This is a genomic window from Hymenobacter cavernae (genome assembly GCF_014641455.1).
Lineage (GTDB): Bacteria > Bacteroidota > Bacteroidia > Cytophagales > Hymenobacteraceae > Hymenobacter > Hymenobacter cavernae.
The window spans coordinates 414,590-441,465 of record NZ_BMHT01000004.1 but is presented as its reverse complement, the minus strand read 5'-3'; the positions used below and the strand labels follow the sequence as shown (position 1 = coordinate 441,465).

Sequence of the window (26,876 nt, the reverse complement as noted above, 5' to 3'; positions counted from 1 at the left end):
GCAGCAAAATGGTTTGTGCTTTGCTGTAAGGACGCCTGTTTAGTTCTATCCTACCACTTTTCTAAAGCTTCTCACTCCGGGAACTGCGCACCTTATGCCAGTTGCTCAAGTTCGTCGTTTGTCAACGCAGCGGATTTGTTTATGCAGGAGTATGCCACGCAAACCAGCTGCTCCTGATGTAGCAACCTAGGTCCGGCACGCGGAGTGAGACGTTGTACTTTATGTTTAAACGTTTACTTGACACACGTGTCAACCAGCTACTTTTCGGGTGCATTCTGAGCCTGTTGCTGCTGGCCCGCTCCGCTAGCGCCACGCATATTGTGGGCGGCGAGTTGGACTTGCAGCATCGCACCGGCAGCATCTACCAGCTGACGTTGAACTTGTACTTTGACGATGTCAACGGCAGCCCGGATGCTCTTGATTCGAGTTTGCGCGTGAGTATTTTCGAGAAAGGTACCAACCGCCCCATGAACTCGTTGGTGCTTTCGCTGGCTTCCAACACGTTTGTAGCCTACACCAACCCGGTTTGTGAATCACCTTCACTGCGTACTCGCCACCTGGTGTATCGCAGCATGATCGACTTAACAGCTCAGATCTACAACAACCCAACGGGCTACTATGCGGCCGTGGAGCGCTGCTGCCGCAACCGCACGATCAGTAACATTGACAAGCCCGAAGATGCTGGCCAAACCTTCTACTTGGAATTTCCGCCCGTAGTACGCAACGGCCAGCCGCTGATCAACTCCACCCCCCAGATCTTCCCGCCTCTAAGTGACTATGCCTGCCGTGGCGAGCTGTTTTACTATGACTTCGGCGGCTCGGATGCCGACGGTGACTCGCTGGTCTATGAAATGGCGGAACCCCTGAACGGCAATGCCTCACCTGGCAATAACTCGCCAGCACCGGCTCCGGCACCCTACTCCTTGGTCAAGTGGCTGCCCGGCTTTGATCTTACCCATCAGATTCCGGGCTCCCCGGCGCTGAACATCGACGGCCGCAGCGGCCGCCTGACCGTGCGCCCGTCGCAACTCGGCTTGTTTGTGTTTGCCATCAAGTGTTCCGAATACCGCAAGGGCGTTAAGCTTGGCGAGGTGCGGCGCGACTTTCAGTTGAAAGTACTCAGCTGTGCCCCCAACCAGACGCCAGCTCTCAGCCTGCGCTTACCCGGTCAAGCCAGCGACTACCCGGCCAGCCAGCCAGTGTGGGACATCAAGCCCGACTCAGATCACTGCCTGCGCCTGCGCTTTACCGACCCGGACCCGGCCTCCCAGCTCACCTTGTCGCTGCACCCCGTCAACTTCACGGGTACCCTGCCCACGTTCACCCGGCCACAAGGAACCGTACGCGCGCCCGGCAGCCCCGACACGCTCACCTCGCAGCTGTGCTTCCCTAGCTGCCTGGATACCAAAGGCAAGACCTACCTGCTGGACGTGATTGTGGCCGACAATGGCTGTAGCCTGCCCCGCCGCGACACCATCCAGCTGGCCTTCACGGCTGCGCCTGCTCCTAATTCACCGCCTACGCTGAGCACCACCGCTCCCACGCCGCTGCGCGTGCGGCCTGGGCAGCTACTCACCTTCGACGTGGTGGGGCAGGATCCCGATCAGGATGCCTTGACCCTAACCCTGAAAGGCCTAGGTTTCGAGGCGGCAACCGTTGGCGCCAAGCTGACGCAAACGCAGGTAAACCAACAGACACGTGGACAGTTTAGCTGGCGTGTGCCTTGCCCTACCACCGATAAACGGCTCTATGAATTTGAGTTTCAGGCCGCAGCCACACCTTGTGGCGTTGCGCAAGCCACGCGCTTGGTGGTACCCGTGGAAATTGACGACCGGAATGCGCCACCCGTCCTGACGAGTACGACCAGTGCCACGCTGCCGCTCGTCGTGCGCCCTGGCCAGGTCGTGACGTTTGACCTGCTGGGCACGGACGCCGATCAGGATGCCGTGACGCTTACTTTACAGGGCCGCGGCTTTTCACCCCAAACGTTAGGGGCACAGGTTAGTCGCCAAAACATTGGATCGGATTACAAGGGCACCTTCCGCTGGGTGGTTCCGTGCCTACCAGCCAGCAAGCTGCTTTACGAGTTCGAGTTTACGGCTTCCTCCACCGCTTGCAGCACGCAGAAAGCTAGCCTGTTGATCCCTATCCGCGTTGATCTCAGTAATGATGCACCGGTGCTAACGACCACGGTCGGCGCTACGCTGCCCCTGCATGTGCAGTCGGGCCAGCTGCTCACCTTCGACCTGTCGGCCACGGACCCCAACCGGGACCCGATACGCCTGACAATGGCTGGCCGTGGCTTCGTGGCTTCTACGGTGGGTGCTCAACTCACCCAGAATACCGCGGGTACCCAGCAGCAGGGCCGCTTCACCTGGCGCGTGCCCTGCCCTACGGCGACTACGTCGCGCTACGAATTCGAGTTTACGGCCACGGATATACCGTGCGGCACACCTGGCGCAGCCACCGTGGTCATCCCCATTCAAATTGACGACCTAAATACGCCTCCTACCCTTACTTCCTCGTTGTTTACCGCGGCGCCGGCCGCATTGCAGCAAACGCCGGGCAGCACGCTCGAAGCTACCGTGACGGGCTTGGACGCCAACGCGGATCTGCTCACGCTGACAGCGCGCGGTGTCGGCTTCGACCTGGCCGCGGTGGGTATGCGCTTCGAGGCGCGCCAGGAAGCCGGACGAGCGGTGGGCACGTTCCGCTGGGAGGTGAACTGCCGCGACGCGGTGCAGACCAGCTACGACGTCGTGTTTGCCGTGCAGGAAACGACCTGCAACCCGCAGCCTCAACAGCGCACGGTGCGCTTTACGGTAGCCAACCCGGAACCGACGGTGTTCCTGCCGGCCAACATCTTCACGCCCAACCACGATGGTCTGAACGATGTCTTTGAGTTGCCGACGCTGCCACCAGACTACTGCTCGCAGCGCTTTCTTATTATCAAAGTCTTCAACCGCTGGGGTAGGCAGGTGTACAGCTCCCCAAGTCGGAACTTTCAGTGGGACGGCAGCGGACTGCCAGCGGGGGTTTATTACTACCTGATCGACTACTCCAATCAGCGGCAGTTCAAAGGCCACGTGACCATTGTCTACTAATACGGCTCCTGCACACTCCGCAAGCTAGGTCGGTGCGTATCGCTGCCACCTGATTACTGACCTGTAATCTTTTTATATCACCATAGGCCGTCATGCACAGCGCTTTGTGCATGACGGCCTTTTTGCTTACTGGCTGCTTACGCTGAAGCAGGAATAAAGCTAGGCTCCGGGTGACCTGCAACCTAGGTTTCGATTGGGCGCGTCACAAGAAAGGGTGCGGATTGGGGTGGGTATAATCCTTGCTACCTTCGCGAACTATGCTTCGCAACTTCCTTCTCGCTATCCTACTTGTTGGCAGCACAGCCGCGCTGGCTCAACAGCCTCTCCCCATTCCGCGCAACCTGGAGGCGACGTACGTCAAAGGCACGCGCACGCCGAACGGTCAGCCCGGCCCCAGCTACTGGCAGAACACAGCCGACTACGCCATCAAGGTCAACTTCGATCCTGGCTCCCGGCGCATCCTAGGTTCGGTAAATATTGATTATCAGAACAATAGCCCGGACACGCTCCGACAAATCTTCTTTAAGCTTTACCCCAATTATTACCAGAAAGGCGCCCCGCGCGCTGGCTCTATCAAGCCGGAAGATGAAACGGATGGCGTCCAGATTCAGCAGCTCAGCATCAACGGGCAGGCGCTGGATGTGAGCAAGTTGCGCATCGACGCTACGAATATGTCGGTGCCGGTGGTGAAACCGATTACGCCGAAGCAGAAGACGCAAGTATCTATCACCTACAGCTATACGCTCAATCAAGGCTCGCACATGCGCACCGGCGAGATTGAGCCCGGCGCCGATTTCGTGGCGTACTTCTTCCCGCGCATCGCCGTCTACGACGATATCGACGGTTGGAACCGCATTCCGTACACCGGCTCGGCGGAGTTCTACAACGACTTCTGCAACTTCAAAGCCGACATTACGGTGCCCAAGAACTTCGTGGTGTGGGCTACCGGCGACCTGACCAACGCCGATCAGGTGCTCAATAAAAAATACGCCAAGCGCCTCCAGGATGCCAGCCAGCAGGACGGCATCACCACCATCATCGACGCCGCCGACCTAGGTCGGCGCGACGTGACGGCCGATAAGCCGCAGAATGCCTGGCACTTCGAAGCCCAAAACGTAACGGACTTCGTATTCGCCACCGCCGACCACTACGTGTGGCAGGCCAGCAGCCTCGTGGTCGACCCTGCCACCAAGCGCCGCACCCGCGTGGATGCGGTGTACAACCCGAAGCACAAAGATTTTCAGGAGGTTACGGCGTTTGCCCGCCGCACGGTGGAGGCCATGAGCTACACCTTCCCGAAGTGGCCCTTTCCTTATTCGCACGAAACGGTGTTTGATGGCCTCGACCAGATGGAATACCCGATGATGGTGAACGACAACCCGCTCGACAAGCGCGAGGACGTCATCACCCTCACCGACCACGAGATTTTCCACACGATGTTCCCGTTCTACATGGGCATCAACGAAACCAAGTACGGCTGGATGGACGAGGGCTGGGCCACCATCGGCGAGTGGATCATCTCCCCGCTTATCGAACCCAAGTACACGGATGAGTACGGCATTACGCCCTACGCCCGCGCCGCCAACACCGAAGCCGACCTACCCATCACCACCCTCACCACGCAGCAAAACGGCACGCCGTTCTTCCTCAACTCCTATCCTAAGCCGGGCCTAGGGTACCTCTACGTGAAGGACTTACTAGGCGACGAGCTGTTCACCAAAGCCCTGCACACCTACATCCGCAACTGGAACGGCAAGCACCCCATGCCCTTCGACTTCTTCAACAGCATGAACGCCGGAGCCGGCCGCAACCTCAACTGGTTCTGGCAGCGCTGGTTCTTCGACCTAGGCTACCCCGACCTAGGTATTGCCAGTGTCACGAAGCAGGGCAACAGCTACGCCGTCGTGGTAGAATCGAAAGGCACCAAGCCCGTGCCGGTGGACCTCACAGTGACCTTCGCGGATAACTCGACCCAGAAAATTCACCGCACCATTGAGGTTTGGGAGAAAGGCGAAAAGTCTGTGAATATGACTTTCCCGGCGGATAAGTTGGTGAAGAAGGTGACGCTAGGTAGCACCTACGTACCGGATAGCTATCCGAAGGACAATGTTTGGGAGGGAAAATAGACGGTTTATAGAATGGGCTTAGTATTGCTAATTGTATTCATACTAAGTCTACTTTCCTGGTGCTTAGCAATTTTTACACTCATCAGCAAATCCGCGCAAGTCAATCTACCAATTGTCCTTATTGGTGTTCTTCTAGCCTTGCTAGGAATAATATGGCCACTTTTTATGTGGCGAGCCTCAGGCACCATCTATGTATTTGGGGCTCCCTTTGTGTACATGCTCTTCTCAGTTATTCTCCCGGCATTTTTAGCTAGTTCACTCATCGAATCCAACAATTATAAAAAACGGCCACGCTACATAATGCTAGCTTATTCTCTGTCTCTGGCAGTAAGTCTAACTTTTCCGTTCATATGCGCTTACTTCTTTCTTGCGTCTGAATCGATGAGTGTACCAGCTATGTTCGGGCTGCAAGTTTATCATTGAATACACTTGCTTATTACTATCATCTGTGCGGCAGTTATAGCAAGCTTCCTATATGCTAAGTCTCTAATTTGAACCTAGCTGTTACTGGTGTTCGGGCGAAACTGTAGATTAACTATATCATTCGTAGCAAGCCCCAGCGGAGCGACACCAACGGTTCAACGATTAGTGTTGCCCCTGGGGCTAAACGACCTAGGTTGCACTTGCTACTTAGGCTAGCCTACTTCACCGAATAGTTCAGCCCTTCATCGTACTTGAACAGCGGATACCCCGCTCCTTCCTGATACCCTGGCACGTCTTCCTTCTGATTTTTAGCGGCTTCCTCCGAAACGGGCGTGGTGAAAGGCATTTTGCCGGTGGGGTTGAACTTGCCGCTGACCACATCGAGCAGCGCTTCCGGCGTGGTGCCGAAGGTAGCTAGCACGCCTTGAAAACGGCTTTTCGTATCGTTGTTGTAGATTTCGTTTATCACCCATGGACTGGTGTAGTTCACGACCAGGATGGTGGGCTTCTTCGCCGTCAGGGCATTGATGTAGCTGATATCCACGGCATTCCTGGATAGCGACAGATACAGCGGCGAGCCATCGGAGTTAAACAAGGGCTTGCCACTCGGTTTCAGCCACAGCAGAATAACGTCGGCTTCCTCCGGCGTTTTCACAAACTCCAGGTCCGACGACTGGTCTTTAGCGGCGTACACTTCGCCGGGGCCGGCGTCGGGCGTGCCATATCTCTTCTGGTAAGACTCAAAGTACACCTTGGTTTTTGCCTTCAGCGGCAACGACTTAGCGTCATTGCGCAGGAGCACCACCGACTTGCGCAGGGCCACATTGGCGCGGGCCACGAACTGCGGGTTGTTCACGATTTTCTCGGCGGCGTCTTCGTCCACGTAGGGGTTTTCGAACAAACCTAGGGTAAACTTTTCCAGCAGGAGCCTCCGGATCGAGTCGTCGATCAGGGCCATGTCGGTGGGATTGGTCTGCACGGTTTTCAGGAGCTCCGTTGGGTCGGCGGTGCCGGCAAACAGGTTGACGCCCGCTTGCAGGGCGCGGTGGTAGCGCTGGGTTATCGACCAGCTTTCGGCGCCCCACGGCATCATCTCAATCGGGCCGGTATCGGAGTTGATAATGCCGTTGAAACCTAGCTCGGTGCGCAGCAAATCGTGAATAACGCCCCGGTTATAGGCGTAGGCTACCTCTTCGTACTTGGTACCCACTGGCATCGAGTAGTAGGGCATGATGGCGGAAGTACCCGCTTTGATGGCCGCTTTGAACGGAATGAGGTTATTAGCCAGCATGTTGCCGGGAAATACTTCTGTCTTGCCCCATTCAAAGTGCGGATCCTGGCCATCTTTGCCGGCGCCGCCACCGGGGAAGTGCTTGGTGGTCATGGCCACGGAAGCGGGACCTAGCTTTGGGCCCTGAAAACCCAGGATTACCTGGCTTATCATCTGGGCGGCCCACTCGGCATTTTCGCCAAAGGTGCCGTCTACGCGCTGCCAACGCGGTTCGGTGGCGAGGTCGGCCATGTACATGTAGCCTTTGCGCAGGCCGGTGGCGGCCCACTCCTGCCGGGCAATGTCGGCAAACTCGCGGGTCAGCTTCAGGTCGCGCATGGCCGACAAACCTAGCTCGCCGGGCCAGGTCGAGAAGGCCGTTTGTCCCACGCTGGTGCCGATGGCGGCCGTCGTCGTGACGTGGTTGCGCGGGTTGGACGCCACGATGGCCGGAATGCCCAGCGGCTGCTGCTCGCACAGCGCCTGGAGCTTATTGGCCCACTCCGCCATGATGCGTGGACTCGTGCTGGCCCGCAGGATGAAATGACGTAAGTGGTACTGGGTCACGGCTTTGGTGGTGCCGGCGGCGTTCATCAAGGGCACCGGCAGCGGCTTGCGCGTGAATATATTCGTGGTAGCCACCAGATCATCTTCGTTGAAGCCACTGGTAATCGGCTCCTTGTTTTTGGGCGCTTCAAAGGCCCAGTCATTTTGCAGCCGCGTGGTGCTGATCAGCATAAAGCCCACCTTCTGCTCCGTCGACATGCGCGCCAGCAAATCCTTGCTCCGCGCTTCTGCCGATAGGCGCCAGTCTTCGTACGGGTCGAGCTTGCCGTTTTTGTTTAAGTCCTTGAACTTCAGGCTGCCTACCTGAATGATCTTGGCTGACCGGCTACCTAGGTTGGGCTGCTGGGCGGCGGTTTTCGTCTGCCCCTGAACCGGCCGGATGAGCCCGAGCAAACCCAGCGCTGAAAGCCCGGCCCAGAAGAATGTTCGGTATTTCTTCAGCGTCCCGGCGCGGCTTGCTGACGACAGAAAAACAACCGGGTTGTTGATAGTATCTCGCATAACCAGCTCTTGAGTTTGTGCGTTGCTACGGCACCTTCGTGCCGCATTTTTTGCGTTCTACCTAGGTTTATCAAGGTAGTATTTTCAAGCTGGTTTCTATGGTTTTGGCTTCAACGCAGGAAGCTCTATTTAGGGAATCATGTTTTTGCTCTTTAGCGCAGGTTCCCGACTTAGAAGGGTCGCTTCGACCAATGAAGTAAATGAACAGGCAATCCAGAGCAACCAGCAACCAATATTAACCACTACCTTTGCCCCGTGATGAGTCGCTCCACCGCGGCGCCGGCTTCAAACCTGGCGGCGAGGAAAGTCCGGGCAACACAGAGCACCCTGCTTCCTAACGGGAAGGATGCGCCGCAAGGCGCAGACAGCCAGTGCCACAGAAAATTACCGCCGAGGTGGTGAAATGGCGAGGAGCGAGATAGTGAGTTTGTCATTCAGTGCTACTCACCATTTCACACTCTCACCATTTCCCCACTCGGTAAGGGTGAAAAGGTGCGGTAAGAGCGCACCAGCGGCTAGGTGACTACGCCGGCTGGGTAAACCTCAGGGGTTGAAAGACCAAATAAGCGGGCACGCAGACTTTCGGGTCTGCACCGGGCGGCTCGTCCGGCGTCCGTGGGTAGGTTGATGGAGCCTTTCCGCGAGGACTGGCCTAGATAAATGGTGGAGACGCAACCTAGGTTGCGGACAGAACCCGGCTTACAGACTCGTCACCCTCTTCAAAGCGTCCGGGCAACCTAGGTTGCCCGGACGCTTTTGGTTTACGCGTGCTACGCAGAACGGCAATCTATCCGTTAGTGGGTCATTTTGCCCCGGTATAGCTTTGTACAAAACTTTGTCAATTGGACAATATTGCACTTGTTCTTTAGGTGGCTGCGAAGCGGAGGTTAGTAGTTGAACCTAGCCTTTGTTTCTCAAAATGCTCGAAATAGCGTGTGCCGTAAGCGTATAAATCGTTGAACCTGGGCTTCAAATGGCCTTATACCGGTTTATCCAAGGCTTGCATCCGGGTTATCGGCACGGGTATATTTGACTACCTGCCCTCCTCTACGGACCTCATTCGGACGCCTTTCCGGCGCCGCCGAATCTCCCGCCGCCTATTTGCCCACCTGGCTCCCAGAGCTAGGTATTCTGCTTGCGGCTCTTCTTTCCACCAAATCCCACTCACTTATGAAACGTACAGTTACTTCCCTGCTGGGAGCGGCCGCCTTGTGCCTGCTCGGCTCCTCTTCCGCCCTGGCCCAAACCTACCAGCAGGTCTGGGCCGATGAGTTCAATACGGGCATCAGCTCCAGCTGGGTATTCGAAACCGGCGGCGGAGGCTGGGGCAACAACGAAAAGCAGTATTACCAGCGCGCCAATGCCAGCGTCGTGGACGGCATCCTTCAGATTACGGCCCGCAAGGAAACCGTCGGCGGCATGCCCTACACCTCGTCGCGCATGAAAACGCAGGGCCTGAAGGAATTCAAGTTCGGCAAGATCGAAGCGCGCATGAAGTTGCCGCTGGGGCAGGGCTTGTGGCCGGCGTTCTGGATGCTGGGCAGCAACATCAACACCGTCAGCTGGCCGGCCTGCGGCGAAATCGACGTGATGGAGCACATCAACGCCGAAAACAAAGTGTACGGCACCGTCCATTGGGACAGCAACGGCCACGCCGAATACGGCGGCAACCTCGTGACGACGCCCCAGGACTACCACGTGTACGGCATTGAGTGGGAGCCCACCTACATTCGCTGGTTTGTGGATGGGGTGAAGTACCACGAAATCAACATCACGAACGGCACCGGCAGCACCGAGGAGTTTCAGCGGCCTTTCTTTCTGCTGCTGAACCTGGCCGTGGCGGGCAACTGGCCGGGGCAGACGGTCGACGAAAGCAAGCTGCCCGCTACCATGTACGTTGATTATGTGCGCGTTTACCAGAAAACCGGCACCACGCCACCCCCTACTTCGACGGCGAATCTTATTCAGGCTGAGGGCTATAGCGCCATGAACGGGGTGCAGCCGGAAGCCACCTCCGACACCGGCGGCGGGCAAAACGTGGGCTACATCGACCAGGGCGACTGGATGGCGTACAGCAACATCAACTTCCCGGTGTCGGGCAACTACACGCTGGAATACCGCGTGGCCAGCCCCAGCGGCGGCACGCTGTCGTCGGACCTGAATTCGGGCTCTATTCAGCTCGGCAACACGGCCGTGCCGGCCACGGGCGGCTGGCAGAATTGGACCACCGTTTCGCGCACGGTTTACGTCAATGCCGGCACCTACAACTTCGGCGTGTTTGCCCAAACGGGCGGCTGGAACCTCAACTGGATCCGCATCACCTCGCCGAGTGGCGCCCGTGCGGTGCTGGCCAGCAGCACTTCAAAGACTGATAACGCTCAGCTTCAGCTCTACCCGAATCCGGTAACCGACCAGCTGCACGTCGCCTCTCCCGACCTAGCTTTGGCGGACAGCCAGTACCAGATTCTGGACGCACAAGGGCGCATCGTTGGCAGCGGCTCCCTGGAAAATGGCACCGCTGATGTGGCGGCTTTGCCTTCTGGCATGTACGTGCTGCTCATCCAAACGAAAGAGCAGCAGCTCACGCGCCGCTTTATAAAATAGCTAGGTTTCCGCTAAACCAAACAGGCTGCCCGCGCAAGGCAGCCTGTTTGGCTTTGGCTGGTGGCGAAAAAAGCTGTTTGGGCTACTTTTTTGATTGTTTTTTATCCGTGTTCCGCGCCTACTTCCGGCCGGCCGGCTTCTAGGCACCAGCGTCTGCCAGGCCCTGCGCTGCGTGTGGCCTAAGTGTATTGGCATAGTTTGCACAACGGTTTTCTGGCCTTTAAACAGGTTTTGCCGGCTTGCATTTACGCGCGGCGGCCGGATATATTCGTCACAACCAGCCTGTTTTCGGCTGTTTTTACGCGTTTTTCCTGGGCCTAAATGGGCACGCTAAGGCTGGCACTACCGCTGTACTTCACCCTAGGTTTTCCAGGCAATTCTGCTGCTCCCGCTCACAACCTAGCTTTTGCTTCTGCGAAGCTGCTGCACTCGTTTTTATTATTCCACATGCAAAAACCCCTGCTTGCCGTTCTGCTTGCCGTTCTGCTTGCCTTCCTGTCGGGCACCGCCACCCTGGCCCAGAAAGCTGCCACATCAACTGCTACGCTCAAGCCGTATTCGGCCGTGGGCAAAACGGCCCAGGTCTACACTACCGCGCAAGGCACCGATCAGCGCCTGGCCACTGGCGCCAAGCTGACGTTTCAGGCGGCAGGACAACCCCTGGAAACGGAGCCCACCGTTTTCGTCGACCCGGCTCATACTTTCCAGACGATGCTAGGTATTGGGGGTGCCCTCACGGATGCCGCCGCCGAAACCTTCTTCAAGCTGCCGAAAGCCCGGCAGCAGGAGTTTTTGCAGGCCTACTATAGCCCCAGCGCCGGCATCGGCTACACGCTGGGTCGTACCAGCATCAACAGCACCGACTTTTCCAGCGGCAGCTACACCTACGTAGCCGACAACGACAAGGAGCTTAAAACCTTCAGCGTCAGGCCCGACGAGCAGTATCGCATTCCCTTCATCAAGCAAGCTATGGCGGCGGCGGGCGGCAAGCTGACGATGTACGTGAGTCCGTGGAGCCCGCCGGCCTGGATGAAGGATAACAACTCGATGCTACAAGGCGGCAAGCTCAAGCCGGAGTTCCGACAGAGCTGGGCCGATTACTACATCAGGTTCATCAAAGCCTATGAGCAGCAGGGCATTCCGGTCTGGGGCTTGTCGGTGCAGAACGAGCCGATGGCGAAGCAGACCTGGGAGTCGTGTCTGTTTACGGCCGAAGAAGAGCGCGACTTCGTGAAAGGCTACCTAGGTCCGACGCTCCATAAAGCGGGCATGAGCGGCAAAAAGCTCATCGGCTGGGACCACAACCGCGACCTGCTGTACCAGCGCGCCAGCACGTTGTTCGACGACCCGGAGGCCAGCAAATACTTCTGGGGCCTGGGCTATCACTGGTACGAAACCTGGACCGGCAGCGCCATGCAGTTCGAGAACCTGCGCCGCGTGCACGAAACTTACCCCACCAAAAACCTGATCTTCACGGAAGGCTGCATCGAGAACTTCAAGCTGGAGCAGGTAAGCGACTGGCGCCTGGGTGAGCGGTACGGCAACTCGATGATCAACGACTTCAACGCCGGCACCGTGGGCTGGACCGACTGGAACATCCTGCTCGACGAAACCGGCGGCCCTAATCACGTCGGCAACTTCTGCTTCGCCCCCATCATCGGCGATACGAAGAACGGTAAGCTACTGTATACCAACAGCTACTATTACATCGGCCACTTTTCCAAGTTCATCCGGCCGGGTGCCAAGCGCATTGCCTCCACCGCCAGCCGCGACGTGCTGCAAACCACCGCTTTCCTCAACCCCGATGGCAAAGTGGCCGTGGTCGTGATGAACAGCACGACCCAGGAGCAGCCCTTCCAGCTCTGGATCAAAGGCCAGGCCGCCAAAGCCACCAGCCAGCCCCATTCTATTATGACGCTGGTGGTGCAGTAGAAAGTGCTTAAGAATTCATTTCGAATCAGAAGACACATGCTACGCCAGTTGAAGCATGGCGTCTTCTAAGTTTGCGAGACACAGCCTAGCTTCGCCCCACTTCTAGTATCGTCGCACAATACGTCGGCAGGGTGACGATGATGGGCTACTGTTTCCACTTCTGAGCGAGATGGATGGCCGTTTCCAGCATGTGCGGCTCCCACTGTTCCATTTGCCAGTCGGTGCCGACGAGGACGGAAGCATGGAGCCGCCGCTGCGCCTCCTCGACCGAAGCAGCCGTTTCTAAAATGCGCGAAAGCTGCCGCTGCTGCTCGTGCAGGCTTTGGTCTTCTATCACTTCGCCGAGCTGCAAAGGCTGTGGGGGCCGGAAGAGATGCTCGGGGTGGCCCAACAAACTGGCTCGATGCTTTTGTACCAGCGCTTCCATTCGTAGGAAGTCGTGGCGAAACTGGGTGCGACTGCTCTCGGTTTTCAAGCCATTGCCGAGCTGTTCGAGCACCACGTATTTCAGATTAGGGCACCTAGGTAGCGTGCGTGCCAGCAGCTCAAAAACGGCTTCCGGCACGGCCTCGTCGTGCGTGTCGCGGCGCACTTTGCCCTGCGGTGCCTGCTCCGATTCTTCCCAACTGCCGCCCGAAATATGAATTTCCCGCACCCGCTCCAACGGGTATAACTCGATCAGCTCTTCGTAGGAAACCGCAAAGTTGTGGAGCTGGCAGTAGAGGTTGTGCAGATCCAGAATCACGAACCCGTTTACCGGCTCCAGCAGCTTGTTCAGGAACTCGCCATGCCGTTTCACTTCGTCGGGTGTGTAGGCAAAAGCTAGGTTTTCCAGCCCCACCGGGCACTGGCAGGCTTCGTAGATCCGACTGAGCCGGTCTTGCCCTATGCGCAAGCTGGCCTGGGTGTACGGAATGGGCAGCGGAGCCCCGTAGTGAAAATTCTCGCCCGTGAAAAAGCCGAAATGCTCGGTGATATGATCGAAGCGGAATTGCGCCGATAGCTGTTGCAGGTGCTGTAGCCACTGCTGTTGCTGGGGCGTCCACTTACCCGAGAGCAGGGAAAAGAACACGCCGTGCCCGATCAGCCGACCTTGCTGGCTATAGGCGCTCAGCAGCTCGGAAAACCAATCGGGCACCTGCCCGGCCCGGAAAAGCGTATCAAACGACCATTCCAACGCCTCAACCTGCCCAGCTTCCAGCAAAGGAAAAGCGGCCGCTAGAATATCGAAGTCGAGGTTGCAGGCAATAGCGGCAAACGGAATAGGCGCTTCTTCCATCATAGGTTGAGCAGTAGAACCTAGCTTTAGCCCATGCCGCAAGCGGGGCAGTTAGCCGGCATTTTAGAAGCATCGCCCTTCTTCTGACCTTGCTCCTCCTTAGGTTCGGGCGCGTCTTTTTTGGTGCAACCCGTGGCCTGAACCGTCAGGCCCACTACAATAGCTCCGAGTAATGCTTTGGGTAGTTTCATAATGCTACGGTTGATTTTAGATGCGTAAGGGTTCCTTTGTTCAGGCAGAAGAGCCTGTTGTGAAGGCAATAGGTTGCATCCGTAATCCAACTTCTGCCGCGCTTTTGGCGCGCAGCCCTAGCTTTTATTGCCGGTCCGACTTACCGGCGCATGACCATCGGGCTACGCCCAAGCCCGAAGAGGAAGCTGAATGAGACTTCCAGTCCGCCCGGCCCTATAATTTCCAAGATCTGCTTCGAGGTAGCCGACCCTGGTCCGTACCCAGGCACGAGCTCAATAACCGGATGCGGACTGAGCACCGTGCCATAGCCCAGCGCTATTTGCAAGGCATTACGACGGAACTGACGATGCAGCCCACCGCGCAGGTGCAGCAGCGTGCTAGAGTGTAAGTGGTAACGCCCTTGCACCCCGTTATAATCTGTATCCATGTCTATACCAGCGTATGAATACACAATATGAGTACCCACAAACAAGTGGCTGCGCGTGCGACTGGGAACGTAAAATCGAGCCCCCACGCCGAGCTTAGCGCCACTGGAGCCCAGGCCTACCCCTACGTTGGCATCCAGATTAGGCTGAAAACGATAAGCCATTTCTACCCCCGTTGCATAAGGCGCACCCCAGCCCACCGAGAGCCCTAGGGTGAGCGGCGGCGGTGTTGCCACTAATTGATCGGGCCGGAGCGACGGCGAAACGGGTACCCTGGGCTGGGTAGCGGGTGGCAGCGTATTCAGCTCCGATTTGGCTGGGACACGTAGCGAATCAGCAGGAGTTGTGGTTTGCGCCTGTGCCGTCAGGCTCGCCCCAACGCATAACGAACAGAGGATGACAGAAAGTAAAGATGGTAACTTCATAAGAATGAACAGGAAAGAATAAGGCAACAGCTAAATATAGCATAACAAGAGCAGATAACGTAGGCAATCATAAAATGATAATACACTGAGGTTTAACAGGCAGAACCTAGGTCTACCTTCCTTAAGAACCGGAGTGCCGGTATCTAGCTCGCGGGCTCGCCGAAAGTTGCGGAACCTGGCGTGGGGCGCCACTGAAACGACTGCGCATCGATGGCCCGCATGGTGCACAGAATGCCGTCGAGGTGGTCGCACTCGTGCTGAAGCAGCTCCGCCAAAGCAGGCTCTTCAATTGTCCACGTCTGTTCCTGCCAGTGCTCGTCGCGGTAGCGCACGGTCACGGCCGCGTGCCGCCGTACGCGCACCAGCAGGTTGGGGAAACTCATGCAATCGTCCCACAGCTCAAAAGTAGCCTCACTGAGCGCCACCAGCTCCGGATTGAGCAGTACCAGCGGCCGGTCGATGTTCACGTACACCAGCCGCTTCATGATGCCCAGCTGCGGGGCGGCAATACCGCGTCCGAAGTGATAAACCGCCCTGATTTCATTCATGACCTGGTGCAAATCGGCTACCCAATCTGCCACCAGCGGCAAGTCGGATTCCAGCACCGGAGCGCACGTTTCGTAGAGCCGCGGATCACCCAGCAGCAGCAGATCGGCCAGCGTTTTCATGCGTCAAAGGAGCGCGGACCTAGGATTTCAGAGCGGCCAGCACCCGTTTCGCCAGCTCGTTAGGACTGCCGTTGTGCCAGCGCCACACAATCACGATGTCGTGGGTGGGGTCGACCCAGATGGTGTTTGAGCCAGCCCCCAAGGCGGCAAAGCTGTTGGCGGGCGCATCGGGCCAGGCTTTTTGGGTGGTGTTCAGCCACCAGAGGTAGCCGTAATCGGGGCCGACGGGGCCGGGCGTCGTGGCCTGCTTGACCCAATCGGCCGAAACAAGTTGCTTCTTGCCCCAGCGGCCCTGCCGCAGCATTAGGTAGCCAAACCTAGCTTCGTCGCGGGCATTGATCCATAAGCCGCCGCCCCAGCGCGTACCACCACTTACCGAAGGCATCTGTTTGCCATCGACAGTAGCTGTTGCGTTCGGGTACGGCACCCAGCGCCAGGTAGTAGAAGCGCCAATTGGGTCCATGATTTCAGTTTTCAACACCTCGGGCAACGCCCGCTTCCAGATGCGCAGCAGCGACAAAGCCAAGCGGTTAATACGCACATCATTGTACTCGTAGTAGGTGCCGGGCGCTTGCAGCGTACGAGGCTTCCGCTCGCCTTTGCCAAAGGCTTCATGGCCGATGAAGTTGGCATTTTTACCCCACAACTCCCCCTCCCACTCGCTAGTTTGGAGGGCATGATGCTCCCAGGTAACCTTGCGGTTTTGCTCAGAATCGTAGCCGCCGTCCTTGATGTAATTCGCTACTGGGTCGTGAATATCTTTAATCATTCCCCGATCAATCGTCAGACCTAGGATGGTCGACAGAAAGCTTTTGGCCGCGCTGTAGGTCGGGTCGGCGTGCTGGGTGTCGCCCCACTCGGCCACAATGTAGCCGTGCCGCAGAACCAGTCCGTTCGTAGTGGCCCGACTCGTCGGCATGGGCCCGAGCAGCTTGCCAAAGATCTCCTCCTGCGTGGAGAAGTTGGGCGTCATCTGAGTGGTCTCCTGCGTTTTGGCAAAAGCTACCGCGTCGGCCAGGCGAGCGGAGTCGAACCCTGCGATGCTAGGTGCTTGATGCTTCCAGGCATTACCGGGCGCAGGAAAGTAGGCTTCCGAGCGGGTGGTAGTGCCGGCCGGCGGAGTGGCAGGTCGGGTGCAGGCGCTCAGCGCCGGAAGCACGAGTAGGAAGAACGTTTTGCGAAGCATGAAGAAGCACAGAAAAGTGCCGACAAAGTAGCCGTCGGGATGGTAGTATTCAGCGCTAATCTAGCACCAATGAAGAGCGAAGTTAGACGGCGGAAGTTGCGATGCAACTAAGCATCTCGCGTGCTTTGTTAGAACGCCGCGTGAATCGTTAGCACGTCATGTCGACCAGCGGGAGACATCTCGCGTGCCATGGCAAACCTTAAATTATAGGGAATATAGCACCACAACATCAGCAGGCGAGATTCCTCCTCTCGTCGGAATGACGTTCTAGAAAAACACGCGAGATTTCTCCCGCTGGTCGCGAAATGACGTTCTGGATAGCTGAAGAACCTAGCTTTTCTATTTCACCAGCAGCTCGGCGGGCGGACTTTTCCGGCCGTTCGGGGCAATAGTGATGGCGCGCACGGTGAGGCGATTGTCGAGTGGCACAGCTAAAGGCTTGGTATACAGCTCTGTGGTTTCGTCGGGCATCTTGCCGTCGAGAGTATAGCGGATTTGGGCGCCGGGCACCAGCGAGCGGAGCGTAAATACGGCGCGGCCGTCTTGCTTCACCAGGCTGGTGCTGTCGAGGCCTACAGGTTCGGGCACGCGGTACTTAATTTTCTGCGCATCCAGGCGGGCAAACTGCTTGCTCATACGCGGCAGAAAATCGGCGTAGCTTTTACGGGCGGCAGGCATCCAAGCCACTTCCGAAACAGCCAGCAACCTAGGAAACAGCATGTATTCCACTTTTTCCGGCGTGGTAATGTACTCGGTCCACATGTTGGCCTGCGGACCTAGGATGTGCTTTTGCTCCTCCGCCGTCAGCTCTTTAGGCAGCGGATTGTAGTTATAGATTTTATCCAGCGGCAAGTAGCAGCAGATCATCAACGGCTCGTTGGGGCTGTGGGGCACTGGGTTCTGACCGGCATCAATGTAGAGGTAGCCACTGGGCGACATTACCACATCATTGCCGTGCTTGGCAGCCTCAATGCCAGCCTTTTCCCCGCGCCAGCTCATGATGGTTGCACTCGCGGGGATGCCGGCCTCCAGAATCTCGTCCCAGCCGATCAGCTTCTTGCCTTTACTTGCCAGAAACGTCTCGATGCGGCGATTAAACCAACCTTGCACTTTCTCGACGTCGGTGATATTCTCGCGCTTCATAATCTCCTGCACGGCCGGGCTTTCCTTCCAGCGGGTTTTCGGCGCCTCATCGCCCCCGATGTGAATGTATTTACCAGGAAATAAGGCGGCCACCTCGGTCAGCACGTCTTCAAAAAAGCGAAACGTAGGCTCCGTGGGACACACAATTTCTTCGTTCACGCCCCACTTCGTCCAGACTTCGTAGGTGCCTGGCTTGCAGGCTAGCTCGGGGTACGCGGCCAATATGGCCACCGAGTGACCGGGCATTTCTATCTCGGGCACAACCGTGATGTAGCGCTTTTGGGCGTAAGCCACCACCTCCTTGATCTGCTCCTGCGTGTAGAAGCCGCCGTACGGCTGGCCGTCGTACTTGAAATCGGCCGGGGTTTTCAGCGTTTGCTGGGCACCTAGTAAGGTTTCTTTGCGAAAGGCACTGATCTGGGTCAGCTTGGGATATTTCTTGATTGCAATGCGCCAGCCCTGGTCGTCGGTCAAGTGCCAGTGGAAGGTATTGAGCTTGTAGGCAGCCAAGAAATCGATGTACTTCTTCACGAACTCGACCGGGAAAAAGTGGCGGCAAACGTCGAGCATGGCACCGCGCCACTTGAAAGCGGGCTCATCAGCGATGCGCACGTACGGCACGCGTGCGCTGGCAGTCGACTTGGTCGGCAGCAGCTGCAAAAGCGTTTGACTACCGTAAAAAAGCCCTGACCCACCCGCCGCCGTAATCCGCACGCCCGCTTTATCAACTACCAGCTGATAGCCTTCCGAGTTAGGCATAGCGGCCGTAAGTAGCTTAATCTGGGCCGCTTGGCTGTTAGTTGTCAGCGTCACGGTTTTGCCTAGCGGAGCCAGCATTTCCTTCAGCAAGCTAGCTACGTTTCGTGCGTCGGGGCTGGCTGCGTAAACGCTTATCTGCTGAGGCAAGGTATACGTGGCGGCGTAGGCCTTCACTTCCCGCGGCAATGGCACCAAACCTAGGCTTTGCGCAGAAATCTCTGCTGACTGTGCCAATGCTGGTTGGCTCGCCAATAAGCCTACGGTTAACAGTCCAAGAATGCGGGTGGTTAGCAGAAAATTGAAGGGCATAAAGTCTTGCGCTTAAAGAAAGAGGAGCCTGTTTAGAGAAGAATAAAGAACGTCATGCTGAGCTTGTCGAAGCATCTCTACCGCAATGGTAAACTCCTTTTATTAGAGTTAGTACTACGGTAGAGATGCTTCGACAAGCTCAGCATGACGTTCTTTATTCTTTTCCAATAAAATCAGTTTATGAAGAGTCTAGCTTATTTATCCCACCATACGCGGCCACTTAGGTTGTCGCCGCCGGTTACCGCGGCACTAGCGGCTTTGTAGTTGTTGGGGTTGCTGGTAATTTCGGTGGTCGGGTACGGGAAGCGGCGTGGGATCTGGCCGTTGGTGGCATTGTTGGGGTACACGACGGGCGTGAGCTTCGGGAAGTCAGTGCGGCGCCAGTTCGCCCACGATTCGTAGAAATCCAACATCGTATTCGTCAGGGCCCAATATTGCGTGTTGATCATCTCCAGGCCTTTACCAGCATCATAAGGATGCGCCGCCAGGTAGGTACCGGCTTCGGCGGGGGGCACGACCATCGTCGGGTCGTACTGACCTAGGTAGGTGATGGCCGCCGTGACGCCGGCATTGTAGTGTTGCGAAGCGCTACCTAGCCCCCACCGTTGCGCAGCCTCCGCCAGCAGCAGCTCCGACTCGCCATACGTAAGCACGAACGTGGGCCCGGTGCGCTTGATCATGCCGGGACTCGGCGACGAATAATCGGGGAAGCTTGTGTAGCCGGGCGCAGTCGACACATCGTAGGCGGCACGGCCGCTCAGGTCACGGCCGTTCGGTAGGCCCTTCTGCACCGCCGCGGTAGAAATAGCGCCGGGATTTTGGGTCTTGCTGGCGTCCGTCAGGAACAACTGCGTTACAGCTATTTTCGAGAGTCGCGGGTCGTTGTTGGTCTTCAGAAAGTTGATAAACGTCTGCGACCATTTCACATAGTAGTTCTCCTGACCACCATCCCCAAGCAGCACCTGGCTGTTGCGGTTCTGCGTGACGCGAGCACCGGCTACGTCGTGCATCACGTAGGCGTTGTCGTCGTTGCTCTGCATGGTTTTGCCCTGCACCTTCGTGGCGTACGACTTGGCGGTTGCCTCGTCCACTTTGGTCAGGCGCATGGCGATGCGCAACAGCAAGGTGTTGCCAAACCGCTGCCACTGCGCAATGTTGCCCTTGTAGAACACGTCGCCAGTCGGAATGTCGGCGGCGGGGTCGAGAGCGGCAGTGGCTTCTTCTACCTCCTTCAGCAGGTCGGCGTAGATATCCTGCTGCTTATCATACTTGGGCGTGATAATGCCTTTGTAGTAACCGAGGCCCGCTTCCGAGTACGGCACGTCGCCGTACAGATCGGTGAGGCGTTCCATAATCAGGGCGCGCATAATGCGCGCTATCTGGTGCAGATTCTTGTAGCGGTCTTTGCCCCTGGTCGATTCCACCAGCTCCGTAACGGGCTTCACCTGCTCGACGTAGGCTCCCACCGTGGTGTTACCCCAGTAAGCGGCCGTGTAGGCTTCGTTGAGCAGGTATTTATCACCGGCCCAGTAGCTTACCACAGTGGCTAGGCCCTGCACCATCGTGGAGCTATAAATCAGATTGCCGCGCCAGGTGTCGTAGGCAAAATCGGCGCTGCCGGCATAGCCGAGCTGCGTGGTCGTCAGCAGGTAGTTTGCGTCGAAGGTGGCCTGGGTGTAGGTCGAGGGGTTCGTGTTGATGTCGTCGAACTCCTTGGTGCAGCTGCCCGTGAGGAGCAGCGCGGCGAGCGGCAACAGGGTATATTTAAAGGAGAGGCTTTTCATGGAAGCTAGGTTAAACGTGACCGTTTTCATCAGCGCTAGAATTTGGCGTTCAGGTTAAGACCGAACGTTCTCACGGGCGGCACCCCGCCGAGTTCCAACCCCTGCGCGAAGGCGTTGTAGCTGCCTTCCGGGTCGATGTTGTCGGTTTTGCGCATCAGGAAAGCTAGGTTCCGCGCTACCAAGCTCAGGGTCAGCCGCTGGATTTTATTGTTGAACAACGCACTGGGGAAGGAATAACCTAGGGTCACCTGCCGCAGCTTGATGAAGTCGGCGTTCTGCACAAAGTCTTTCGAGACGTTGTTGGCCAAGGTGCTGTAGTACGTGGCAGCGTCCACCTTTTCGGGTCCGAAAGTGCCTTCGCGGTTTTCCAGGGTTTCCTTACGCAGCCCGAAGATGGTGCCGTAATAGTCGGTGGCCGAGAAGATCTTGGCCCCGAATTTCCCGTCGATCAGCACCCCTAGGTTGAAGCGCTTGTAGGCAAAGTCGTTGTTCCAGCCGCCGGTCCAGGGGTGGAAGGCCGTGCCGAACGCCGTCAGGTTGCCGCGCACCGGGATGCCGTTGGTTGTCAGGGCAATGCTACCGTCGGTGTTGTACTTGTAGTCGTAGGCCAGCACTTGCCCAAACGGCTTACCCACAATTTGCCCCACAAAGCCCACGCCCGAGCGCGAGGTAGCGTACACCGATTGCTCTTGGCCGGCAGCCAGCGAAAGCACCGTATTCTTGTTGTAGGCTCCGTTGAGCGAGGAAGTCCAGGTGAAGCTGGCGGTTTTCACCGGCAAGTAGGTCAGCAGCATTTCCACGCCCTTGTTTTCCATCTCGCCCGCGTTCAGCACCGCGCCTTGGTAACCCGAGCTGATGGAAGCCGGCGCGTACACAATCTCATTGGTCGACTTCTTCTTGTAAAAGGTTAGATCGAGGCGCAGACGGTTATCAGCCATTGCTAACTCGGTCCCAAATTCCAGCTCACTGGCCTTCGAGGCTTGCAGGCTGCGGTTGGGAATGTTGACGTTGTCGGGGCTGATGGTGCCCAGGGGCAAGCCGTTGAGCGTGGTTGGCAGAAAGGCGTAGCTCAGCTGCGTCTGGTAAGGGTTCGTGGCCTGACCCACATTCGAGTAGCCCGCCCGGATCTTACCAAAAGACAGGAATTCCGGCTTCCATAGCTCCGAGAACACAAAGGAAGTGCTCACCGCTGGGTAAGTTACGCTCAAGTCGTTGTCGGTGCTGGGCGTGGCGAGCGTCGAGAACCAATCGCGCCGGGTGGTAGCCGTCAGGAACAGGAACTCCTTGTAAGACAGGTCCAAGGAGCCGTAGATGGAATGAATTTCCTGGTCGCTGAAGAATGATTGGGTCGACTTGTTCTTGGCGTTGCCGATGGTGTTGACGCCGAACACAGCCAGGTCCGTTCCGATATTCTGGAACGCCTCCGACTTAGTGCGGCGGTAGCTGGCACCTAGGTTCGGGGTAATGGTAAACGTCTCATTCGCAACGCTGAAGGTTTTGCCAATCAAGCCGTCCGCGTTGACGTCTTTGAACTGCGTGGTCAGCTCGATAATGCGGCCGGCCGGCATATACGCCGTGCCCGAGGGCGTGACGTTGGTGTAGCGGTCGGTGTAGCCATCGCGCCCGGCGCGGCCTTGCAGAAACAGGCCATTATCGAACGTGTAGCGCGCACTCACCGACCCGATTAGCCGCTCCCGCCGGGTGTTATTAACGAAGTTGTAAGCGGCAAAGTACGGGTTTGTGTTATACACGTTTCCGGTGTTGAACCCTAGCTCATTGCCGTTAGCCTGCGTGCCGGGCTTCAGGTTTCGCACGTCGATGCTGGTCGGCAGAAACGCCACGTTGAAGTTGGCATTGCCGGCGCCGTCAGCCAGGATCGGGCGGTTTTTGGCTTGTTCCAGGATGTAGTTGGCCCGCGCATCAATGGTCAGGTGCTTGAACGGGTCGAACGTACCGGCCAAGTTAAAGGTCTGGCGATTCAGCCCCGAGTTGGGCACTACGGCCTGGTTGCGCAGGTTGCTACCCGAAAGCCGCACCGAGCCGCCCTCGAAGCTCTTGTTGAAGGCCAGCGTGTTGGTGAAGCTCCCGCCGGTGCGGTAGAAGTTCTTGATGTTGTCTTTCTGCGCCACGTAGGGCCGGGTGGTGCCGTCAAACTGAATGACATCGGAGCCATCGAGGCGGGCGCCCCAACTGGAGTTGCCCACCTGCGCCGCGCCCACTGCCGTGGTAGGCTTAAGGTTATTGGCACCTTGACCATATTGGTATTGCCAGTCGGTAAGGGAGAATACTTTCTCGGCTACGTAGTTGCTGTTGAACTCAATACCGTTGTTGCCTTTGGCGCTCTTGGTTGTAATCAGGATAACGCCCGCCTTGGCCCGATAGCCGTACAGCGCCGACGCGGCAGCGCCTTTCAAAACCGAGATGGTTTCAATGTCGTCGGGGTTGATGTTGGAAATGGCATCACCTAGGTCAGGCGAGTTGTCGTACTGGCTGCCGGTGTTGGCTACGCTAGGTTGGCTTTCCACCGGCACCCCGTTGATGACGTACAGCGGCTGGTTGGTTTGGTTTAGGCTCGAAACACCCCGAATAATGACGTTGCTGGACGAGCCCGGCCCGCCGGAAGTTGAGTTTACGTTCAGGCCCGCCACTTTGCCCACCAGCGAGTTGGCCACGTTGGTTTCCCGCGCCTGGGTGAGCGTCTCCCCTTTCACCTCCGTTACCGAGTAACCTAGGGTTTTCCGCTCCCGCGCCACGTTCAGCGCCGTTACGACTACTTCATCCAGCGCCTGGGTGTTCTCGCTGAGCGTCACGTTGATAGCTGAGCGGCCACCGATCCGGATGGTCTGCGGCGTGTAGCCGATGGACGAAAAAACCAGCGTCGCCGTATCGGCTGCGGCCACCGAGTAGCGCCCTTCCGCATCGGTGCTCAGACCCTGCTTCGTACCCCGCACGATAACCGTGACGCCCGGCAGCGAGGTGCCTTTGGCGTCGGTTACCTTACCGGAGACCGTCGTTGTTTGCGCCTGCACCAAGCCCGGTAAGCTCAGCAGCATCAGCAAGATGAACCAAGTAAATCTTTTCATAGATTCCAGTGATTAGTATGTAGTTAGAAAGCACGGCAAGACAACTTCAAAAGCACGAATTCAGAAGAAACTCAAGCCGGTTCCGACAAAAAATCAGGCTGAAACCGGGTATAGATCAAGGCAGTACACCTTGGACTGAGGCTAGACGGAAGGGAAATTTGAGCCGGCGCGAACAGGCTGGCTTCGGGGTAGAAAGACGGATCGTCGCAAATAGAACGTAAGCCCGGCTGCCGCATTCGGGCAGCACAAGCCAGCATCTAGGTACTAGTGGTATATCGTCAAAGCGGGGCTGGCTCCTGGCTGAGTAGAACGGTTGTGTTTTAACCGTTTCGGTACCCTAAACCCTCGCCTTGCCTTCGCTTATTGGCTAAGCAGTAATAACGATTTATAGGCAGGTAGACAGCGCTTTGCGCAAGCTCGCTAACCCGCATGCACGCCAGTCCCCGAATAAGATTTTTCGGGCAGGCAATGAGTAGCTTTTCTCAAACATACCGACTCACTTTATTCAAAACAAGCGAACTAGGAAAAAAATGTGTGCGCACACGCAAAAAATCCTACTCTTGTAATGCTACTGTTTATCTGTTCCGTACCAATCTGGGTAGAAGCTGAATAACCAGCTTTTGAATTGAAGACGATATAACTATTCGGCAACTAAACGGCTCCTTCAACGACCTAGCCTACCCATCAAAAAGAAGAGCTAGGTCAGCGCGCCGAAGCGGGGACTTTCGTGCGCTGTTTCACAACCCGACTAATGACTGAAAGCAGCGAATTAGCACCCGTCGCATCCTGCGACAACTCCCAGATCATGATGCCGCTGGCCTGGTCAAAAGCTAGGTTGGCTTTGCTCTCCATAGTCGGCAGGCCGTTGTAGCCGACTTCGTTGATCAGGTCGGCGCGTGGGTCGGCGCCACGGGCCAGCAGCGCGGCGAAGGCCTCTCCGCTGGGCTGTCCGTAGAAGGGCACGCCGAGCACCGTCTTGTTGGTCGGCAGGCCCCGCGCCTTCCAGTACGCCAGCGTTTCGACGGCTCCCGCGTAGGTGGAATGCGCCGGCGCGGGCGAATCGTAGGCCATAATATTCAGAAAGTCAACGTTGTCGAACACGCTGGGCAAGATGCCTGGCCCAGCCCAGGTGCCTCCGGCTACGGCTGCCGTCAGCAGCTTACCCTGGCCGTGCAGCTGGGTTGCGAGCTGCTGCATCAGGGCCGCGTAGCCAGGGGCCGTGAGCGAATCGGGGTGCTCCCAATCCATATCTATGCCGTCGAGCTGGTACTCGTTGGCAAAGCGCACTAGGTTGGCGGCAAAAGCACTCGTGTAGCCCGCGTTGGCGCCAATGGCATCGAAGGCGCTGTGGTCGCCGTCGTGCCAGCCGCCCACCGACACCAACACCCGCACCTTGGCAGCGTGGGCAGCGGTCACCAGACGCCGCAGCTTCGCAGGGTTCGGAATGGCCCGTAAGCCGCCCGTGGGCGTGGGTTGCAGAAAAGCATAGTTGACGTGCGTAAGCTGGGCGAGTTGGGCTTTATCCACCTCCCCGCGCCACGATGGCAGGTAGCCCACCACCCGAAACTGCGCCTTTGCCGCTCCCACTGTCAGCAGCAGAAAAGCACAAGCCCATTGCAGTACATGTCTGGTTTTCATGATGATGACCTAGGTAGTAGGTACAGCGTATTTCACCTTCCGGCCTTGATAAGCATGACCTTTCAAAGCGAAAAACAGGATGAACAGGTAGCACGGCACCAGCAGGAAGTACGCTTGCTGCAAACCTAGCTGCTCGCCCATCTTGCCGTACAGGAACGGCAGCACCGCTCCGCCCCCAATTCCCATGATCAGCAGCGCCGAGCCGCGCTCCGTGAAGCTACCTAGCCCCTTGATACCCAGCGGAAATATCGCGGGCCACATAAGGGAGTTCGCCAGCCCCAGCAGTGCCACAAACAGCACCGACAGGTAACCACGGGTGAACAGAATGCCGCCCGTGAACACTACCCCCACGATGGCGCAGATGCTCAGGGCCGTCTGCTGGTTCACATACCTAGGTATTGCCCAGATACCGATAAAATACCCTACCAGCATGGTAATCAGGGTGAAGGAGGTGAAGTTCCGGGCAATATCCAGGCTGATGCCCTGCACGCGGCCGTATTGAATAATCGTGTCGCCGGCAATAACCTCCACGCCCACGCAGCAGAAAATAGCTAGCACGCCAAGCCATAAATGCGGAAACTGCCAGATGCTTTGTGCCGGCTCCCCGGGAGTATCACTTTCCGCTTCCTGACTTGTACTAATCTCGGGCAGACTCGATACCCGAATCAGGAGTGCGAGCACCACCAGCGCCGCCGCCACAATGACGTAAGGCAGCACCACCCGGCCCGCCAGCTCCTGAAGCAGCGTTTCTTTCTCGACCAGCGACGCGTTGTGCGCCAGCTGGCTTTCCAGCTCCGAAGCACCTTTCAGTACCACCGCCCCGATAATAGCCGGACTCAGCGCCCCCGCTATCTTATTGCAGATGCCCATGATGCTGATGCGCCGGGCGGCACTCTCAATCGGCCCCAGGATGCTGGCGTAGGGGTTAGAAGCCGTTTGCAGCAAAGACAAACCTGCTCCCTGGATAAACAGCCCTGTTAGAAAGAGGGCAAAAGATCGAACTTGCGCGGCCGGCACGAACACAAGCGCCCCCACGGCCATCACGACCAGCCCCAGAGCCATGCCGTTCTTAAACCCCGTTTTTTGCATAATCAGCGAGGAGGGAATTGCCAGGAAAACGTAGGCGATGTAAAAGGCAAACGTGACCAGCAGCGCCTGCGAATACGTCAGCTCGCAGGCTAGCTTCAGAAAGGGAATCAGCGTGCCGTTCAGCCAGGTGATAAACCCAAAAATGAAAAACAACGCACCAATAATGACCAAGGGCGGGACAGGGGCAGCTCGGTTCTTTTCCATTGATAAGCAGCGTTATAAGGATGCATCTGTACTTGCTATTTGTACTGAACATGCTGTAGAGACGCGATACTTCGCGTCTCCTCGTTGAACTTCTGGAACTGCATTGTGGCGCAGCACAAACAACATCAGCAACGCGAGGAGACGCGAAGTATCGCGTCTCTACTA

15 protein-coding genes and 1 other RNA gene are annotated in these 26,876 nt (G+C 57.2%); 5 read left to right on the top strand and 11 right to left on the bottom strand.

Annotated elements, in window-relative coordinates:
* Nucleotides 1–221: 221 nt before the first annotated feature.
* Together IEX74_RS12835 and IEX74_RS12830 are read left to right on the top strand one after the other, a co-directional pair.
* Nucleotides 222–3,104 (top strand): T9SS type B sorting domain-containing protein, encoded by a 2,883-nt coding sequence (locus tag IEX74_RS12835; RefSeq protein ID WP_188814385.1) that lies wholly within the window; start codon nt 222–224, stop codon nt 3,102–3,104.
* Nucleotides 3,105–3,361: 257 nt separating this feature from the next.
* Nucleotides 3,362–5,230: a M1 family metallopeptidase gene (locus IEX74_RS12830; RefSeq protein ID WP_188814384.1), complete on the top strand. Its 1,869-nt coding sequence runs from the start codon at nt 3,362–3,364 to the stop codon at nt 5,228–5,230.
* Between the two features lie 640 nt (nt 5,231–5,870).
* On the opposite strand, the gene IEX74_RS12825 is transcribed toward IEX74_RS12830, so the two are convergent.
* The gene (locus IEX74_RS12825) at nt 5,871–7,991 is read right to left on the bottom strand and encodes a glycoside hydrolase family 3 protein (RefSeq protein ID WP_188814383.1); all 2,121 of its coding nucleotides are present in this window, start codon (nt 7,989–7,991) and stop codon (nt 5,871–5,873) included.
* Nucleotides 7,992–8,246: 255 nt separating this feature from the next.
* Here IEX74_RS12825 and rnpB point away from each other — a divergent pair.
* The 3 genes from rnpB (at nt 8,247) to IEX74_RS12810 (ending at nt 12,527) form a co-directional block, all read left to right on the top strand.
* Nucleotides 8,247–8,709, top strand: an RNA gene (rnpB, locus tag IEX74_RS12820) — RNase P RNA component class A.
* Between the two features lie 452 nt (nt 8,710–9,161).
* The gene (locus tag IEX74_RS12815) at nt 9,162–10,595 is read left to right on the top strand and encodes a carbohydrate-binding protein (RefSeq protein ID WP_188814382.1); all 1,434 of its coding nucleotides are present in this window, start codon (nt 9,162–9,164) and stop codon (nt 10,593–10,595) included.
* 321 nt (nt 10,596–10,916) lie between these two features.
* Nucleotides 10,917–12,527, top strand: a complete 1,611-nt coding sequence (locus IEX74_RS12810) for a glycoside hydrolase family 30 protein (protein WP_229755265.1) — start codon at nt 10,917–10,919, stop codon at nt 12,525–12,527.
* A 145-nt stretch (nt 12,528–12,672) separates the two neighbouring features.
* Here the strand turns inward: IEX74_RS12810 and IEX74_RS12805 are convergent, their stop codons facing one another.
* The 10 genes from IEX74_RS12805 to IEX74_RS12760 all read right to left on the bottom strand — a co-directional run bounded on the left by IEX74_RS12805 (nt 12,673) and on the right by IEX74_RS12760 (nt 26,711).
* Nucleotides 12,673–13,809, bottom strand: a complete 1,137-nt coding sequence (locus IEX74_RS12805) for a multinuclear nonheme iron-dependent oxidase (RefSeq protein ID WP_229755264.1) — start codon at nt 13,807–13,809, stop codon at nt 12,673–12,675.
* Nucleotides 13,810–13,832: 23 nt separating this feature from the next.
* Nucleotides 13,833–13,997: a chryseobasin-related MNIO class RiPP peptide gene (locus tag IEX74_RS12800; RefSeq protein ID WP_188814381.1), complete on the bottom strand. Its 165-nt coding sequence runs from the start codon at nt 13,995–13,997 to the stop codon at nt 13,833–13,835.
* Between the two features lie 140 nt (nt 13,998–14,137).
* Nucleotides 14,138–14,848, bottom strand: coding sequence for a hypothetical protein (locus IEX74_RS12795; protein WP_188814380.1), 711 nt, complete (start codon nt 14,846–14,848; stop codon nt 14,138–14,140).
* Nucleotides 14,849–14,991: 143 nt separating this feature from the next.
* Nucleotides 14,992–15,516 (bottom strand): peptide deformylase, encoded by a 525-nt coding sequence (locus IEX74_RS12790; protein WP_188814379.1) that lies wholly within the window; start codon nt 15,514–15,516, stop codon nt 14,992–14,994.
* Between the two features lie 19 nt (nt 15,517–15,535).
* Nucleotides 15,536–16,702 carry a serine hydrolase domain-containing protein gene (locus IEX74_RS12785; protein WP_188814378.1) on the bottom strand — a complete coding sequence of 389 codons (1,167 nt, stop codon included), beginning with the start codon at nt 16,700–16,702 and terminating at the stop codon, nt 15,536–15,538.
* A 339-nt stretch (nt 16,703–17,041) separates the two neighbouring features.
* Nucleotides 17,042–18,913: a beta-N-acetylhexosaminidase gene (locus IEX74_RS12780; RefSeq protein WP_188814377.1), complete on the bottom strand. Its 1,872-nt coding sequence runs from the start codon at nt 18,911–18,913 to the stop codon at nt 17,042–17,044.
* Between the two features lie 194 nt (nt 18,914–19,107).
* On the bottom strand, nt 19,108–20,697 hold the full coding sequence (locus IEX74_RS12775; protein WP_188814376.1) for a SusD/RagB family nutrient-binding outer membrane lipoprotein: 1,590 nt from the start codon (nt 20,695–20,697) through the stop codon (nt 19,108–19,110).
* Between the two features lie 35 nt (nt 20,698–20,732).
* Entirely contained in the window at nt 20,733–23,780 is a 3,048-nt protein-coding gene (locus IEX74_RS12770) for a SusC/RagA family TonB-linked outer membrane protein (protein ID WP_188814375.1), read from the bottom strand.
* A 702-nt stretch (nt 23,781–24,482) separates the two neighbouring features.
* Entirely contained in the window at nt 24,483–25,418 is a 936-nt protein-coding gene (locus IEX74_RS12765; RefSeq protein WP_188814374.1) for a glycosyl hydrolase family 18 protein, read from the bottom strand.
* Between the two features lie 9 nt (nt 25,419–25,427).
* Nucleotides 25,428–26,711 carry a sugar MFS transporter gene (locus IEX74_RS12760; protein WP_188814373.1) on the bottom strand — a complete coding sequence of 428 codons (1,284 nt, stop codon included), beginning with the start codon at nt 26,709–26,711 and terminating at the stop codon, nt 25,428–25,430.
* Nucleotides 26,712–26,876 lie beyond the last annotated feature (165 nt).

Coding starts and splice junctions, on each gene's coding strand:
- IEX74_RS12830 (WP_188814384.1), top strand. CDS start 3,362: ATGCTTCGCAACTTCCTTCTCGCTATCCTACTTGTTGGCAGCACAGCC.
- IEX74_RS12795 (WP_188814380.1), bottom strand. CDS start 14,848: ATGAAGTTACCATCTTTACTTTCTGTCATCCTCTGTTCGTTATGCGTT.
- IEX74_RS12790 (WP_188814379.1), bottom strand. CDS start 15,516: ATGAAAACGCTGGCCGATCTGCTGCTGCTGGGTGATCCGCGGCTCTAC.
- IEX74_RS12825 (WP_188814383.1), bottom strand. CDS start 7,991: ATGCGAGATACTATCAACAACCCGGTTGTTTTTCTGTCGTCAGCAAGC.
- IEX74_RS12770 (WP_188814375.1), bottom strand. CDS start 23,780: ATGAAAAGATTTACTTGGTTCATCTTGCTGATGCTGCTGAGCTTACCG.
- IEX74_RS12835 (WP_188814385.1), top strand. CDS start 222: ATGTTTAAACGTTTACTTGACACACGTGTCAACCAGCTACTTTTCGGG.
- IEX74_RS12810 (WP_229755265.1), top strand. CDS start 10,917: ATGGGCACGCTAAGGCTGGCACTACCGCTGTACTTCACCCTAGGTTTT.
- IEX74_RS12815 (WP_188814382.1), top strand. CDS start 9,162: ATGAAACGTACAGTTACTTCCCTGCTGGGAGCGGCCGCCTTGTGCCTG.
- IEX74_RS12805 (WP_229755264.1), bottom strand. CDS start 13,809: ATGATGGAAGAAGCGCCTATTCCGTTTGCCGCTATTGCCTGCAACCTC.
- IEX74_RS12765 (WP_188814374.1), bottom strand. CDS start 25,418: ATGAAAACCAGACATGTACTGCAATGGGCTTGTGCTTTTCTGCTGCTG.
- IEX74_RS12780 (WP_188814377.1), bottom strand. CDS start 18,913: ATGCCCTTCAATTTTCTGCTAACCACCCGCATTCTTGGACTGTTAACC.
- IEX74_RS12800 (WP_188814381.1), bottom strand. CDS start 13,997: ATGAAACTACCCAAAGCATTACTCGGAGCTATTGTAGTGGGCCTGACG.
- IEX74_RS12775 (WP_188814376.1), bottom strand. CDS start 20,697: ATGAAAAGCCTCTCCTTTAAATATACCCTGTTGCCGCTCGCCGCGCTG.
- IEX74_RS12760 (WP_188814373.1), bottom strand. CDS start 26,711: ATGGAAAAGAACCGAGCTGCCCCTGTCCCGCCCTTGGTCATTATTGGT.
- IEX74_RS12785 (WP_188814378.1), bottom strand. CDS start 16,702: ATGCTTCGCAAAACGTTCTTCCTACTCGTGCTTCCGGCGCTGAGCGCC.